We start from the raw sequence: 14,801 nt of genomic DNA, 5'->3' as shown, positions 1-14,801 counted from the left end.
TCGTGATACAAGGGTTTGGGATTGAGTTCCAAACCCTTGTATGTTGGGATGCTGCTACGAGGAGTTCCAATCTGGGTGTTAGTTATCCACCGGTGGCCGATACACAAACGGTTTGCGCTTTCGCTTGCCGGCGTAGGACTGGTGAAACATTTTCAACAAAGCGCGCTTCTCCAAGCGAGACACGTAGGAGCGAGAAATTCCGAGGTGTTCTGCGACCTCGTTTTGTGTCCACTCTTGCCCATCCGTGAGTCCAAAGCGCAAGCTGATGACCATTCGCTCCCGTTCGTCGAGGATGTTCATGAGCTGGAGCATGTTTTTAATCTCGAGACGTTTACTGACTTCTTCTTCGGTCTCGTCAGCGTCAGATCCGAGGACGTCCGAAATCGTGATCTCAATTCCCTTTACGATATAGACGTTTAGATGCGTGGAGAAAGCTCCAGCGAGAATTGATCGCGTACTTGCCATGGCTGCTTGTCATAGATGGCGTGGTGCAACACGGACTTGAGCAACTCGTTCCGTGTACCCACGTCGTTGGTTTTGTGGTAGGCGTCGAGGGCCCGAGTCATGCGAGGGATGACATTACGACGCGCCTGTCTGAGTTGTCCCTCACGTTTCAGATCTCCCTCGATGGCTTCGCGTCGCTTGCGCAGGTCAGCCATCTCCGCTAGCAGTTTGCTGTTGCGCTCCAAGTACGTGTCCGCATCGTACACTTGTTGCTCGAGCAGGTTGTGCAACTGGTCGCGTTGTAGCGTGACTCGTTCAATCTCGCGATCAATCGCGGAGAGTGCCTTCGTGCTCACAGGTTCCTCGGTTTTGTGTGTTAGGGCTGCTGCAACTTCTTCCGTTGTGAGAATGTACGACGACAGCCAGTCGGCGAGGATCTCCAAGAGGCGGCCTTCTACCAGAGAAAGCCGTGTACTTTTCTGCGTGCAGTGCGGATTCGCGCATCGTAGATGTGCGGCCTGTTTTGTGTAGGGACGTCGAACCATCTTGCTGCCGCACTTCCCGCAGACAATCAGGCTCGTCAATGGGCTTGCTGTCTCGTTCGCTTTCGGGCCTGGTGTGTGACTCCGTTCTAAACGGATCTGTTCGGCCTTGTCATACACATCCTGCGCGATGAGGGGTTCGTGTTTGCCACGTGCAAGTACCCATTCTTCGCGTGGTCGCTTGGTACCGCGTCCATGCCGTTTGTCACTGTAGGTTTTGCGCCATGCCATCCACCCCGCGTACACAGGGTTGCGAATTAACGAGATCACACTTTCGGAACGCCACAACTTGCCGTTTGGCGTCTTTATGCCACGCTCATTGAGGTGCGCAGCAATCCGGCTGGCCCCCATATCAGAACGGGTGTAGAGGTCAAATATGCGTCGCACGGTGTCCGCGTTGTCGTTTGGCACAAGGATAAGGTCCCGCGTGACATCGTACCCAAAGGGCGGCCGCGTGCCGATGTATTTGCCTTCCTGCACGGAGGCAACTCGCCCGCGCTGCATGCGCTTTGTGATCATCTTGAGTTCGCGCCGCGCGAAGAACGTCTTAAACTCAGTCCACTCTTCATCCATTTCGTCGTTGAGGTCGTAGACTTTATCCGGCGTCAGAATGAGAGTTGCTGTCTCTTTGAATGTGCGTAGAATGCGGCCCTGGTCGGCCATGTCGCCGCGCCCAAGACGATCGAGGTCCATCACCCACACTGCGTCGATTTCTCCAGTATCAAGAGACGTCAGGAGCTTCAGCATTTCAGGGCGTTCCGAGATAAACTCGCCGCTGACCACTTCCTCGTGGATGACGGTGACATTGTGGTGGTTCTTGTGTGCCAATTCCAGTAATGCACGGCGATGGCGTGACAAAGTCTCGATGTCGGTACGGCCTTCGCGGCGTGCGCGTTCCTCGGCCTCTCGGTCCTCGCGGCTCTTACGCAGATACACATAGACGTTGTTGAGATGCGTGGGGAAACTGCTTTGCATGGGATCATCTCACTTCGTATTAGGGTTACGCGCCCCAATCAAAGTCATCTGTTTCGATTGGAGCGACTTCCGCGAATTCTTCGAAGATGACACCATCAAGGATACCAACAATCGTGAAGTCTGTGGGCGCAGCCTCCACCGGAGGAATACGATCTCCGCTAACTCGTAAATTCACCATATCACTCCGGATGCCTTCTACAAGTCGGATGGTGACTTCTTCCGCGAATCGGATGAGGCACACCTGGCATTCGCGGTCAGGCCAGCGGGCTTCTCGGAAGATTGCATAGGTGCCTTCGCGCAGACCAAAAGAGTCGAGTCCGTTGTCGGCGGCCTGAACAGCGAATCGGTTGTATGGGGCCCATGACTTAACTGTGAGGTTCGCCGTTGCTGGCTGTTCATCCAAGAAGACAGTTTCAAGGGATGGAACTAGTCCGATGACGGGGACCAAGTCTTTACTCATATTGATTGCCTCCTTCAGATGTCAGCACGCCGGCGGGTTCCAACGACCGAACCATCTTTGACGAGATATTCGACGCGGCGGTCGGTAGGATGGCGATAGCTGTAGTCATATCCAGCAGTGGCTTCACGGATTGCCGTTGCCATTTGGTTCTCAGCTGCGATGGTATAGAGGCGTTGCTCGAGGAGTGTCAGTCGAGCGTCCATGAACGGCTGCGGCACATCGAACGAGTACGCCAGCTGGTTGACGAGCTGCGCGCGCGATGACGCCTGCGTGATGCAATTGGCAATCATGAACGTGGGTACGAGGCTATACATGGCGAACATGTCTGCCTGGAACTCTTGTAGCGCCCTCCAGTCGTCCTTCATGAACTCCTGCCGACCGGCGTGAAGGAGAACGTGGCCGAGCTCGTGTGCCATCTCCACGCGCTGCTGTTCCCATGGGAGTCGATTGTCCACGATGACAGTGTACATGTCGGAGCGAAACTGGTAGTTGGTCGACGGTTGCGCGAGGAAGTGTACCCAGATACCTGCGTCGTGTGCGAAGAGTTCTAGGTCGATGTCTTGCGGGCTACGGATGTGATTATTGCGGTAGAAGGTGACGATGGACGACTCGAGGTGGACGGGACGGTACTGTGAGATGTCGAACATACGATGCGCCTCCAAACAGGAACGTATGTTCGTATTATAGACCGTATTGTTTTGATAGGAAAGCATATAAAATAAAAATCCCCTGGAGAGGGGACAGGTACTACTTATGACGAGACATTCGTACACCGATGACATAAAGCGTTATCATAAGGAACCACGACAGTACAATAACGAACACTGGCAAACGCCCGATAGCCCCTAGGATTGTTGCAGAAACGACAATGAAAAAACAGACGGCGAGCGCGCCCTTAAGTTCATATGGTGTAGCTCCGAGCCCTAGATACTTCCAAAAATCACTTCCGGCAAAACCACTTGTAACAGGATCGGATTGTCGTTTTTCCGGCTGACCCATTCAGCACCTACTTTTTTCGGCTGACGGACCACGTGGCAAAGCCAGCCAGAAAAAACATGGCCATTCCGTATGCCCTTGTTATGCCGTGAGATTTGATACCAATTACTAACGAAGCCAACCCTATTAGAATTAGAAATCCCAGAAGTGCCTCGTCGAGAAAAGTGTTCTTGCGTGTTGGAGACTTCACTTGTATCACGCCCCTGTGTGGAAGGTGGCTTGCCTTTAATTCGATCATACCACCACCATTTGGAAGAGCCAAAGAATCGTTGGGTTCTGGAAAACGCAGGTCTTTCACCATCTCTATTCCTCCTCGCGTCGGACCATGACAAACTGTCGCCCGATCAGTTTACCGTCAACCAAAATGTCGAAGCGGACCGGCCCCTGGTTCCGCACTTGGAAAACGACATCAGCGTACTGGAGGTTCATGACTTCATAAGGCTTGTCCACGGACATTGGATTAGTTGCATACCCGATCTGAGCGCCAGCTTGCGATATTTCCATTTCAAACTTGTATGTGCGCGCTGGCTGTAAAAAGCATATGCCGAGAATCAGGTTGAAGCGGACGGACGCCGACTCGTCATGGATGGCGAAGTATTCAAAAACGTCCACTGCAGATATTTTTCCTGTTTTTCCAAGAGTCGAGTATTCACACAAGATGAAGTGTCGTAAGTGTAGATCATCCATGGAAATGTCGTTATGGGTAGCTGTAACCTCGTTACGAACCATAGCGGACATGTATTTTCCTCCATTTGTAACCATGGTAAGCGGACTATCTGGAATAATTTTCTTGATAGTTCCTCGGCGTTCTGTCTTCTAACTGTCAAGCAACAGTTGCCATCAAATAGAACGATTTGTACGCCCTATCAATACAATACATCATAGCACATCATTTTCACAGTTTTGACTTCTCATCGTTGACCTGTGACACACGGCATGACAGTGACGTTCTCTACTTCATCGCGAGAGGATCACAATATTCGTGCCGCGGATCGAGCTTGACTAGACGCTGGAAACGAATAGTTCTCCATGAGCAACGGTGACTGTGATTTTAAAATTCTTCTCCATAGGTATACAACCTTCGCTGCCTAGCCCCTATGTCATGCCAAATGCCACTAATCGTTCGCTGGTGTCATAAGGGATAACGTTTGTGCCTGTTGATTCCCAGTGGGATCGGTTAGTGTCTGTGACGTTTCCTCGGGGGATTCCGTAATCTCGCTGGTCGAAGCGACTTCTTCTCGCAGTACGAATGCACGTGAGGAAACGATCACTTCATCAAGAACCTCAAGCAGAAACGTCGCCACTTCTATTTGCTTTGTGAGACGATCCGTCGATCGAAGCACAAAGGACAAAATTGTCATTGCTATAAAATAAGGAAGGATAAAAATTGCGTCAAACTGCAACATCTTTGTGGCAGAGTAGTGCGTAACCAGTGGTAGAAGGAGTGTCAAAAGGCCTCCTAAGACTACCCCGGATACCGCTGCAAGACTGGCAAACTTCGACACTTCAATTGTAGTCAATTTCGCTGTCCACTTCACGACATATGACCTGAGTAGGGCTCGGTAAGTGAGGACCCATTCTGGGTCAGAAGCGACAAACTCGTCTCTAACCCGGAGGCGAAGTTCGTGTCCCAGTTTAAAATCAGCGTCGACGGTATCTGGATTGAGGTAAACGATTTGATCGTGTTTTAAGTTTGGAAAGGTATGCTTCTTATCCGCTTTTTCGACGTCCTCACTCACCCTGCTTCTGCCCAGGCTTTCTGCCACGTTCCCGTTCCCACACCAATCGTAACGTCTCCATCATGTGTTTCTTCGCGTCCTCAGGTGACTTGTCAAAGTCGTAGAAGAAGCTGCCTTCAAGGTTGTCCTCGACCCATTTGAGGAAGGCAGTTTCCTCTGGCGATACTTCACCGACTTCATCAGAGACAGTTGGAATACTGTCCGAGCGACCGGTGAGGTAGTCAAGAGGAACTTCAAAGTAGTCCGCCAGTCGCTTTAATTGCTCCATGTTGGGTTCACGTGTCCCGTTCTCGTAGTTGTTGACAGTCTTATACGTGACACCAAGAAGTTCCGCCAGGTCCTTGCGCCTGACGTTTTTCATGTTGAGTAATTCAGTTAATCGGTCAGCAAAAGTCGCCATAAATTGACCTCATTCTACTTGACATGAACTAATCGTTCATATAATTTATTGATATGAACTAAACGTTCATACATCAAACAAGGTGGTGATGACGTTGACACAGTTCGGAGTCAAGTTGCGAAACATCCGAAAGCGCAAAGGGTTCACCCAAAAGCAACTCGCCGACAGCATGGGGATTACTGTCCGTGCCTATCAGCACTATGAGACCGGAAGCAGAACCCCAAACATTGAGAAAGCGTCGAAGTTGGCTGAGATCCTCGAAGTGTCTTTGGACGAACTATCTGTTCGCAATTGTAGCACAGAGTCCGCCTAAGCAGAGCAAGCACGATCCGCAATTTCGGTAAAGCATCTGCAAGTGGTCAACCAGTTCCTTCATATCATCCACCAAGGGAGGTGAGGCCAGTGGCACAGAACGCCGCGACGATGAACGCCGGGAAGGTGCCCGCGATGGTAAGACAGATTGGCGGAACTACAATTCGCGTCTATGCTCCCGATCCAGTGAGCGAGGAAGAGGCAAAACGCATTCGGGAGAGAATCGCCCGTGCGGTGGCTCGGTGTCTCGAGACGGCGAACCAGTAATCTCCACGCGAACGGAAATGGTGTCAAGGTTGAATTCGTCAGCGAGTTGCTCGGCGAAGGCGAAGCAGATGGCCTCAAACACGGCAATCTTTTGGTCCAAGTCAGGCATGACGGATGCTCCCTCCGGGGCGTCCCGATCACATCGGACAAGCCCTACACAGAGAATAAGCGCGGGCCCGGTGAGGTAGTTACAACCAATCACACAGGACAAGGGGATAGGACGGTGTCAGTCGCACATGCAATGAACACGAGTTTGAAGGCGAGGAAAATGCGGCTGCGTGATCTCGACCTGCCGCAGAGCGAGTCGATGCTCTCCATGATCAAGACCGGCCGCAGAAACGTAGCACCGGACATTGCGCCGCTCTTGGCAAGCAAGCTGGACCACCCGGCGATGTACGCGGCTTTGGCAAGTGTCGCAACCGGCGGTGTGGCGGTCGAATGGTTGGATGGCAAGTATGTGGACCATCATCGCGCCGCTGTCAAAGAAATGTGCCTAGACGAACTCCAGACGGTCACATCGGAGATTGAAAAGGAGTCAGCCGCGAAGCTGCCGGCCGCAGAGAACGAGTCGGAGCACAAACGGCGCCGGCAACACTTGCTCGATGTGATGGACGGACTCTGCTGGATATGGACATACGTCGGCACGCAGTGCGAAGAGTACGGATTCAGCATGCAAAGCATCGCGCAGGAACACCACCAGCTGCTGAAGTCACGGCAGTGGGTCAGCGAGTAATGAGCGAGGCAAACACCTTGTGGGAGTTTGTTGGCGCGTTTGACGCGGCGATGCGGTTGGCTCCTGGGGTAGTCCGCGATGAGGCGTTGTCAAACATCATGACTCGAATGGAACGGCAGTATCAGATTCCGATGTTGGCACATCCGGCATGGAACGAGAAGCACCGGCTAGTCATGGACCTGTACCGCAAGATCGCCAAGAGCCGGACGACGATTTGAGGGGGCGAGGAATTGAAAGCCGTGGATATGGAATGACCCCGCTGGGCAAACAGCGAGGTCAGGCGCTACAAAAACCATCCACCGCGAGTGTACCGCACGAGAACGACATGGGCAAGGAGGCGAACGACACATGCCACTAGTTGAGCAGTTGACAGAGTTGGCAGAAGAACTGGAAGGTCCGGGAATTGCAGAAGCAACGGTCGTGGGGGAGTACATCCGCGACGTGTTGGTTCCCTTGTTCGAGGATGACGACGCCGAGATGGACGCTGACAAGGCAGTCGAGAGCCTCCAAGAGATTAACGAATGGGTGCAGTGGACCATCAACCGCATTCAGAGAGAAAGGACGGTGAAGAGCGCATGAATATCACGCTGACCAGACTGACGCTGCGCAACTTCAAAGGCGTGCGCGACCTGACTTCGGACTTTGGTACCACGACAGAAGTGTTCGGCGACAATGCGACTGGCAAGACCACGCTGTTCGACGCGTTCTTGTGGCTACTGTTCGATAAGGACAGCCAGAACCGCAAGGACTTCGACATCAAGACACTGGACGCGAACGGCAAGCCATTGCCAGGTCTGGACCATGAGGTTGAAGCGGTACTCGAAATCGACGGACGCCCGCTGACGCTGCGGAAAGTGTTTAGCGAGAAGTGGGTAAAGAAGCGCGGGACGGCTACGGCGGACTTCACCGGTCACACGACTGATTACTTCATCGACGGCGTACCTTCGAAACTCAAAGAGTTCAAAGACCGTGTCGCCGCGATTGTGGACGAGCCCATCTTCAAACTTCTAACCTCGCCGTCCTATTTCAACGAGCAATTGAGTTGGCAAGACCGGCGCAGGATTCTGCTAGAGGTCTGCGGTGATGTTTCGGATGCAGACGTGATTGCCTCAAACGAAGCATTGGTGAAGTTGCCCGCCATCCTCGGGGGGCGCTCCATTGATGACCACCGCAAAATCATCGCTGCACGTCGGAAAGAGATCAACGACGAGTTGCAAAAAATCCCGGTTCGCATCGACGAAGTTGAGCGCTCCAAACCTGACACGTCCGGTTTGAGCGAAGCGGACCTTCAGAAGCAAATCGAGCAGCTGTGGTTTGAGGTAGACCGCAAGGACCAAGAAATTGCCCGGCTACAAAACGGGGGAGAAGTTGCCGAGGAACAGAAGCGCCTCGCTGTACTCGAGTCGGAATTGTTGTCCATCAAAAACAAGGTCGGCGCGGGTGAAGCCGATGCACTGCAGGCACAGCGCGCGAAATGCACCAATCTGCGCGGGGACTTAGCAGATGTGCAACAGCGGATTCGCTCGACGGACCGCGACATCCAACTGCACACCGAGACCATGCAAAGGTATGAGCAACTGGCAAATGACTGGCGGTTGAAATGGACGGAGGTTAACGCTGCAACATTTGATGACACGGTCAAGGACTCCTGTCCAGCATGCGGACAGGCACTCCCGCCTGAGCAGGTCCATGATGCGCGCGAGAAAGCGTTGCTCCATTTCAATGTTCACAAGTCGTCGGAGCTTGAACGTATTGTCGGCGCTGGCAAAGAGGCGGCTGAGAACGCGCACCGTGAGGCCGCGGGGACCGACAGGGCTAGCCAACGGCTAGAAGTGCTACGGCAACAAGAAGAGTCTCTGCAAGCACAGCTCAGTAGCGAGGAAACGAAACTAGCACAGATGGCTGCGGCGGCATCCAACCCGACCGACAATCCGGAATACATCGCGAAGCAGCAAGAGATCGCGGCTAGCAATGCGCGCATCACGAATCTGCGGGATTCTGTGCTGACTGAGGTCCAGCGCATCCGTGGTGAGCTGATGGACCTGCGCGACGAACTGCGTCGTGCGGAGCCGAAACTTGCTGCCTTTGACCAGGTGCGCAAGTTAGATGAACGCATTGCACAACTGAGCGCCGACGAACGCCGCTTGGCTGCCGAGTACGAAACGCTCGAGGAACAACTGTACCTGACTGAGGAGTTCATCCGGACGAAGGTGCAGCTACTCGAGGACCGCATCAACGGCAAGTTCCGGTTTGCGCGGTTCAAGTTGTTCGAAGCGCAAATCAACGGTGGCGTGTCCGAGACCTGTCAGACCACGTACAACGGTGTGCCGTACGGTTCGGGTCTAAACAACGCCGCACGCATCAACGTTGGGCTCGACATCATCAACACGCTGTCTGAGCACTACGGGATTTCTGCTCCGATATTCATAGACAACCGTGAGTCCGTGACTGAGCTCATCGATGTGGACGCGCAGGTCATCAGCCTGATTGTGTCTGCGCGTGACAAGGTGCTGCGTGTCGAGGTCAAACACGAACCGAAGGAGGCTGCATGATGTCGACTCAACTCGAGAAGAAGAAATTGACCGCGTCGGAAGCATTTACTGTCAAGGTCATGTCGGAATTCGGTTCCGGTGTGGGTGAACTGGCGCTGACCAACTTTCAAAAACGACTCGTCGGAAACTACTTTGTTGCGCTGGACTCAGCCCTCAAAATCGCAGAGGACAAGCGGATGAAGAAGTCCGAAAAGTATCGGGATAATCTGCCCGTCACCTGGGAGAACGTCAACATGCAGAAGCTCGCTCGTGACGTTGTGGCGTGCGCCCGCGTTGGATTCGACCCAGCGCAGAAGAACCACATCCACATGGTTCCCTTCAAAAACAATTCGACGAGCAAATACGACATCACGTTCGTTGAGGGCTACCGTGGCATTGAGCTAAAGGCCATCAAGTACGGCCTCAATGTTCCTGACGCCGTGATTGTCGAAATTGTCTACTCCAGTGATGAATTTCGCTCCATCAAAAAGGACTCCAAGAATCCATACGAAGGATATGAGTTTCGTGTCACCAACGACTTCGACCGCGGTGACATCGTGGGCGGTTTCTACTACCACGTGTATTCTCAAGCGCCGGAGAAGAACCGGCTGGTCGTGTTGTCGCTAAAGGACATCATGAAGCGCAAGCCCACTTACGCAAGCACAGAGTTCTGGGGCGGAGAGAAAGACGTTTGGGAGAAGGACCCGGACACGGGTAAGAACAGAAAAACAGGGACGGAAACGGTGGATGGTTGGTACGAAAAGATGGTTTGGAAAACCATCTATCGAGCTGCGTACAGCGACATCACCATCGACAGTCAAAAGATTGACGACGACTATTTGCGCTTGAGTCAGATGGAAGGCGATGTGGAGCAGGCACGAGTGAGTGCCGAGATCGCTGAGAACGCGAATCGCCAGACGATAGACATCGACTACAACGTTTCAAATGACGACGGCGCGACAAGTCAGACAGAACTCAATCTCGATGACATACCGCAACCGGTAGCGGCCGGTGTTCCGTTCTGATGCTCACCATCAAGCCGCTCGCCAGCAGCAGCGCTGGCAATGCCTATCTGATTGACGACGGGCACACCAAGCTGTTGCTGGAAGCGGGCATTCGTTTCAAGGACATCCAGCGCGGTGTCGGGTTTCGGATGTCAGACATTGCCGGCTGCTTGTTGACTCACGAGCACGGTGACCACAGCAGGTCGGTCAGGGACGTCATGAAGGCCGGTGTTGACGTGTACGCGAGTTACGGCACATGGGACGCGCTGAGGCTGGACGGTCATCACCGAGCGCACCCGGTTCAGTCGCACCAGTCATTCGCGCTTGGCACCTGGACCATCATGCCGTTCGACGTGCAGCACGATGTCAGCGAACCGCTTGGATATCTGTTGGCGAACCGAACGGGCGAAAAGTTGGTGTTCCTGACCGACACGTTCTACTGCAAGTACCGGTTCGAGGGACTGACACACATCATGCTCGAGACGAATTACAGCAAAGGGATTCTTGACGCCAACGTCGCATCCGGTCGCGTGCCGTCCGTGTTAGCAAGACGGTTGCTGCGCAGTCACATGTCGCTAGAGACGGCGTTGGAGTTCTTGAAAGCCAACGACCTGAGGGGAGTGCAAGAAGTGTGGCTTATCCACTTGAGCGATTCGAACTCGGACGAAGCAATGTTCAAGCGCCGGGTGCAAGAGGTAACAGGCGTGCAAGTGCGCGTCGCGGGGCGGTGAAGGACATGGCGCGCATAGACGAGTCGGAGCCCGACAAGGGCACGCGGAGACGTCAAGTGTTGCGACTGATTGTCTGGGCTCTATGCATTCTAGCGTTTTTCGCGGCAGCAACTGCTTATATCACGTTGCCGATACCGCAGATATACATGCCAACGCACCATCCGCACTCGGTGGGATGGTACATGCCGGGGATGAGTCGGTGAAGTTCGTGCTTGGTGTGAGCCAGCGCGGCCGCGCATCCTCAGTCTCACTTCTTCACTGTACGCAGGACAAGCTGACGATATGACGAGAGGAGCAATCATCATGAACCTGGCTGAACTGGCCGGAGGCGCTGTCTCTGAGCGCTTTGAAATCGAACTGCAGAAGGTGCTCGACAACATCATGGACCCGAACACCGACCCGACGAAGGCGCGCGCTATCACGCTGCAACTGAAGTTCAAGACGGACGAGTACCGGGATGTGGCCGGCGTCGACATCAGTGTTAAGTCGGTCCTGGCACCGGCAGAAATACCGTCGACGAAGATCCTGCTTGACCGTGACGGCGCTGGTAAGGTCGTCGGCGCGGAACTCATCCAACAGAAGCTATTCGACGAGCGTGAAGTCGACCAAGCAAATCACAAGGTGTCCTATCTCGAATCCAAACAGGGGAGAGTGTAATCCATGATCAAAGAAGCACTGCAGTACATCACGGACTTGGCAAACACGAAGGTAACAGAGATCAACGGGCGTCCGTACACCAATGGACAATTGGTCGCCATCAAGTCACCCGTCGCATCCGCATTGACAGTCAACACATTGTCCGGGCTTGTGGACTATCTGCAATCCAAGTTTGATGCACAGGACGGCGCTGACCAACTCATCGTTCACGTTGTCAGTCCGACGGAAGTACAGGCGTACAGCCATCTCAACGCCGACATGAACCGCAGCACGTTCATCGAAGCAAAGGCGCTTATTCCGCAGTTCCGGTTCGGCTCATTCCATGACGTCGAGGCGTTCAACATCGCCTTGCAAGCAAACTTCGTGACCACGGACGAGCGTGCCACAGTTTTGCAGATTGTCGGCAACATCAAAGACGACAACGTCACCACATACGGCGATGACGGCGTATCGCAGCAGGTACGCGCTAAGACGGGCGTTGCCACCGTGGCAGACGTCAAGGTGCCAAACCCGGTGTATCTGAAGCCGTACCGCACGTTTGTGGAACTCGACCAACCGGAGAGCGCCTTTGTGTTCCGCATGCGCTCGGGCCCGGAATGCGCATTGTTCGAGGCGGACGGTGGCGCCTGGAAGGTAGAGGCCATGGACAAGATTCACGATTACCTCAAGGACGCGCTGACAGGTTCAATCAACACCGGGGCGGTCGTGTTGCTGTCGTAAAGGATATAGGACGGAGGTGCATGCGAGGTGCCGAAGGGTGACTACCAATGCCTGAAAGCAGACATCGAGGACGGTGTGGTTCCCATCGCGCACCTCCTGCTCGAAGCGCTGTCGATGGCCAAGCTGAACGGGGTGGCAAAGGGGCTTGTGCTCTTTATCTGGCGGCGAACGTACGGTTGGGCGGAAGAAGGCAAGAAGAAGCACAAGGACGACCGCATCACCCTGGCTGAGTTCGCGTCAGCAGTCAACTCAGAACGGACATACGTTTCGACACAGCTGAAGCTGCTGGTCAAGGCGGGTGTGGTGTTCGAACGCCAGGACGAAGAGAACGGGCGGTACAAGCGCTATGGCATGAACACTGAGATCGCGCAGTGGTCCGAGAACGTAATCAATGCCGACAATCTGGCTGAGGCCATCAGCGCAAAGTTGTACGTTCACTCATCACGGAACGTTTTGCAAACACACAACGGTTTAGCAAACGCACAACCTTTTGCAAATACACAACCGTTGTGTAAAAGCACAACAAAACCGTTGTGTGATAGCACAACCTTTGCACCCGAAAATCTCAATGGTGGCGCGGATTCCCGAACGCCTAAAGAAAGTAATGAAATAAATAAAAAGATCGCCGCTGCTACTGCTGCTGATAGCGTGCGCGAATTCACCGACATGTCAGGTCCAGAGTTCGAACGCGCAGTGGAACAACGGATGCAAATCAACATGGGCAACGTTGGGTACATCCTCAAGAACAACGATTTCAAGGTGCTTAACCAGCTGCTGGCCGAAGGTGTTCCACGAGGTCGAATCATTAGCGGCATCGACGAAGCGTTCGCTGGACACGTTCCGAAGCACGCCTTTGACAAAATCAATTCTCTTGCCTACTGCGCACCGAAGATTTACGAGCGATGGCAAGCAGAAGTAGCGCGAATCGAAGTTTCTGTCGCAGCATCATTCCCAACAGGGAGGAGTACAAGACATGCAGCAAATAGCCGAGCAACTTCTCAACCTCGCGGCCCGAATGGCCGAACGACAAGTGTCACCGGAGGCAAGGTCGGCCGTGTATGACTGCGACATATGCCGGGACGTTGGTTCCGTTGCTGTTCTGGCTGGCGAGGTCCTGAGTTGGTCAGATCCGCGCCTCGTTGGGGAATTGTTTGAGGCTCGGACATGCGATTGCGTAAAGAAGCGGTACAGGGAAAGGCTGTTCCGCTCCAGCAACATCACCGAAGAGTTCAAGTCGGCGGGTTTCAAGGGGTTCCGCGTGGAGGACCGTCCGGCATGCATACGAGAGGCGCGCGACGTTGCGCTTGACTATTATCAGCGCTTCGAGGACGTCAAGGCAGGTCCGCACAACAGTTGCACGCTGGTAGGGCCTCCTGGTTCCGGGAAGACGCGCTTACTAATGGCTGTGGCGAATGGACTCATGCGGAAGGGGTACAGCGTCTTGTACTTCCCTTGGGCCGAGAGCATTGGCGAGTTGAGAAAGGACTTCGAAGGTCTGCAGGACCGGCTCAACCTGATGAAGACGGTGGATGTGCTCTTTCTGGACGACCTCTACAAAGGCCGAGAGATGCCAACGGAGTTCACGGCAGAAGCGTTGTTTGCAGTGGTCAACTTTCGATACAGCAACCGCAAGCCAATGCTGGTCAGTTCAGAACGGGACTTCGACGCGCTGTTCCGGGTGGACGAAGGTATTGCACGCCGAATCTACGAGCGGTCAAAGGACTTCCGCGTTGTGATGGGACTGACGAAAGAAGAGGCCGAGGCCGGAATGGAACTGAACTATAGCCTCGTGGCGATGTGAGGTGACGGGAAATGCGCAAGGTCCTGCCTTGGTTTAAGAACGACTGGGAATCGGCGCAAATGCGGTGGGAGGACAATCGGCGGTGGTATGTTGCATGCGTTCAGCTACGCGGACAAAGATGGGCTCGGCGGTGGTGGCGGACAATTTGAATCTTGGGAAAGTGTTGAGTGATACGTGCGCGGGTGCGGGACAGAGAATCCGCAGAACCAGCAGATGGGTGCCGAACAACGTGCAGATGAAGTTCGGTTTGAAAGAAGGACGGGCCGCCGTAGCGGCCCGAAGACTGTCCGCTTACCTAGGGCGGACAGGAGGGATACGACATTATACGCAGCACGCGGAAAAAGGTTCGGGCAAACGTCGGAGACAGGGGAAAAATAGGCGTACGTTATTGCCAGCTAAGAAGGGGGAGAAGGCCGCCTGCGGTTGGCCCTCTCCAAGTGGCTCTAGCTGTATCGCCAGAGGTGGCATTCCATGCACTAGAGCCGACAA

21 protein-coding genes are annotated in these 14,801 nt (G+C 54.0%); 13 read left to right on the top strand and 8 right to left on the bottom strand.

The features are described from left to right. Positions 1-78: 78 nt before the first annotated feature. The 8 genes from JC200_RS05575 to JC200_RS05540 form a co-directional block, all read right to left on the bottom strand. Positions 79-465: a sigma-70 family RNA polymerase sigma factor gene (locus JC200_RS05575; RefSeq protein ID WP_274435198.1), complete on the bottom strand. Its 387-nt coding sequence runs from the start codon at positions 463-465 to the stop codon at positions 79-81. Next, positions 417-1,961: a recombinase family protein gene (locus JC200_RS05570; protein WP_274435197.1), complete on the bottom strand. Its 1,545-nt coding sequence runs from the start codon at positions 1,959-1,961 to the stop codon at positions 417-419. Before JC200_RS05570 ends, JC200_RS05575 begins: the two co-directional genes overlap by 49 nt. A gap of 25 nt (positions 1,962-1,986) precedes the next feature. Further along, a complete protein-coding gene (locus tag JC200_RS05565; RefSeq protein WP_274435196.1) occupies positions 1,987-2,421 on the bottom strand; it encodes a hypothetical protein in 435 nt (144 codons plus the stop codon). Between the two features lie 14 nt (positions 2,422-2,435). Next, positions 2,436-3,068 carry an ImmA/IrrE family metallo-endopeptidase gene (locus JC200_RS05560; protein WP_274435195.1) on the bottom strand — a complete coding sequence of 211 codons (633 nt, stop codon included), beginning with the start codon at positions 3,066-3,068 and terminating at the stop codon, positions 2,436-2,438. 359 nt (positions 3,069-3,427) lie between these two features. Continuing rightward, entirely contained in the window at positions 3,428-3,718 is a 291-nt protein-coding gene (locus tag JC200_RS05555; protein ID WP_274435194.1) for a hypothetical protein, read from the bottom strand. Positions 3,719-3,720: 2 nt separating this feature from the next. Further along, a complete protein-coding gene (locus JC200_RS05550) occupies positions 3,721-4,155 on the bottom strand; it encodes a hypothetical protein (RefSeq protein WP_274435193.1) in 435 nt (144 codons plus the stop codon). Positions 4,156-4,532: 377 nt separating this feature from the next. Then, positions 4,533-5,156: a hypothetical protein gene (locus tag JC200_RS05545; protein ID WP_274435192.1), complete on the bottom strand. Its 624-nt coding sequence runs from the start codon at positions 5,154-5,156 to the stop codon at positions 4,533-4,535. Continuing rightward, a complete protein-coding gene (locus tag JC200_RS05540; RefSeq protein ID WP_274435191.1) occupies positions 5,149-5,556 on the bottom strand; it encodes a helix-turn-helix domain-containing protein in 408 nt (135 codons plus the stop codon). Before JC200_RS05540 ends, JC200_RS05545 begins: the two co-directional genes overlap by 8 nt. Before the next feature lie 94 nt (positions 5,557-5,650). Between JC200_RS05540 and JC200_RS05535 the strand changes: the two genes are divergently transcribed. The 13 genes from JC200_RS05535 to JC200_RS05475 all read left to right on the top strand — a co-directional run bounded on the left by JC200_RS05535 (position 5,651) and on the right by JC200_RS05475 (position 14,312). Beyond that, positions 5,651-5,869 (top strand): helix-turn-helix domain-containing protein, encoded by a 219-nt coding sequence (locus JC200_RS05535; RefSeq protein WP_274435190.1) that lies wholly within the window; start codon positions 5,651-5,653, stop codon positions 5,867-5,869. Between the two features lie 89 nt (positions 5,870-5,958). Then, positions 5,959-6,135, top strand: a complete 177-nt coding sequence (locus tag JC200_RS05530; protein WP_274435189.1) for a hypothetical protein — start codon at positions 5,959-5,961, stop codon at positions 6,133-6,135. 223 nt (positions 6,136-6,358) lie between these two features. Then, positions 6,359-6,868: a hypothetical protein gene (locus JC200_RS05525; RefSeq protein ID WP_274435188.1), complete on the top strand. Its 510-nt coding sequence runs from the start codon at positions 6,359-6,361 to the stop codon at positions 6,866-6,868. Further along, entirely contained in the window at positions 6,868-7,086 is a 219-nt protein-coding gene (locus JC200_RS05520) for a hypothetical protein (RefSeq protein WP_274435187.1), read from the top strand. The genes JC200_RS05525 and JC200_RS05520 overlap by 1 nt, the downstream gene beginning before the upstream one ends. Before the next feature lie 130 nt (positions 7,087-7,216). Next, on the top strand, positions 7,217-7,447 hold the full coding sequence (locus JC200_RS05515) for a hypothetical protein (protein ID WP_274435186.1): 231 nt from the start codon (positions 7,217-7,219) through the stop codon (positions 7,445-7,447). Beyond that, complete coding sequence (locus tag JC200_RS05510; protein ID WP_274435185.1) at positions 7,390-9,420, top strand: AAA family ATPase; 2,031 nt, start codon at positions 7,390-7,392, stop codon at positions 9,418-9,420. The genes JC200_RS05515 and JC200_RS05510 overlap by 58 nt, the downstream gene beginning before the upstream one ends. After that, positions 9,420-10,424 (top strand): recombinase RecT, encoded by a 1,005-nt coding sequence (locus JC200_RS05505; RefSeq protein ID WP_274435184.1) that lies wholly within the window; start codon positions 9,420-9,422, stop codon positions 10,422-10,424. Before JC200_RS05510 ends, JC200_RS05505 begins: the two co-directional genes overlap by 1 nt. Next, a complete protein-coding gene (locus JC200_RS05500) occupies positions 10,424-11,134 on the top strand; it encodes an MBL fold metallo-hydrolase (protein WP_274435183.1) in 711 nt (236 codons plus the stop codon). Before JC200_RS05505 ends, JC200_RS05500 begins: the two co-directional genes overlap by 1 nt. 5 nt (positions 11,135-11,139) lie before the next feature. Beyond that, positions 11,140-11,337 (top strand): hypothetical protein, encoded by a 198-nt coding sequence (locus tag JC200_RS05495; protein ID WP_274435182.1) that lies wholly within the window; start codon positions 11,140-11,142, stop codon positions 11,335-11,337. A gap of 100 nt (positions 11,338-11,437) precedes the next feature. Continuing rightward, entirely contained in the window at positions 11,438-11,791 is a 354-nt protein-coding gene (locus JC200_RS05490; protein WP_274435181.1) for a replication terminator protein, read from the top strand. A gap of 3 nt (positions 11,792-11,794) precedes the next feature. Beyond that, a complete protein-coding gene (locus JC200_RS05485) occupies positions 11,795-12,511 on the top strand; it encodes a hypothetical protein (RefSeq protein ID WP_274435180.1) in 717 nt (238 codons plus the stop codon). A 27-nt stretch (positions 12,512-12,538) separates the two neighbouring features. Next, a complete protein-coding gene (locus JC200_RS05480) occupies positions 12,539-13,573 on the top strand; it encodes a replication protein (protein ID WP_274435179.1) in 1,035 nt (344 codons plus the stop codon). Then, positions 13,485-14,312 (top strand): ATP-binding protein, encoded by an 828-nt coding sequence (locus tag JC200_RS05475; RefSeq protein WP_274435178.1) that lies wholly within the window; start codon positions 13,485-13,487, stop codon positions 14,310-14,312. Before JC200_RS05480 ends, JC200_RS05475 begins: the two co-directional genes overlap by 89 nt. Positions 14,313-14,801: the final 489 nt, after the last annotated feature.

It is taken from the genome of Alicyclobacillus sp. ALC3 (assembly GCF_028751195.1).
Lineage (GTDB): Bacteria > Bacillota > Bacilli > Alicyclobacillales > Alicyclobacillaceae > Alicyclobacillus_L.
Note: the sequence above shows the minus strand (reverse complement) of the source record. Positions and strands in the feature narration are given on the sequence as shown.